General features: G+C 65.6%; 1 protein-coding gene. It reads left to right on the forward strand.

Annotation, left to right across the window (positions count from 1 at the left end):
* A partial coding sequence (locus FNJ47_RS47590; RefSeq protein ID WP_163163686.1) for a serine hydrolase occupies positions 1-247 on the forward strand: 247 nt, incomplete at both ends.

Genomic DNA, 247 nt, shown 5'->3' on the forward strand with positions numbered 1-247 from the left:
CGTCGTTTCCGCCGGACGAATTGCTGCGTCGCTACGGCACGCTGCCGCTGGCCTATCAACCCGGTGAACGCTGGCTCTACAACACCGGGAGCCTGATCCTCGGTGTCTTGATCGCGCGCGTCGCCGGCACCGTGTCGTTGACCTCGGATTCGATGCTGCGCAGCACCTTGCGATCGGCGAGCTCGGGCAGCCAGCGATCGAGGGGATCGTCGAGCCTGAGCCGGCATTCCTCGACCAGGATCATCGC

Source organism: Bradyrhizobium uaiense, from assembly GCF_010811875.1.
In the GTDB taxonomy this organism is placed as follows: Bacteria; Pseudomonadota; Alphaproteobacteria; order Rhizobiales; family Xanthobacteraceae; genus Bradyrhizobium; species Bradyrhizobium uaiense.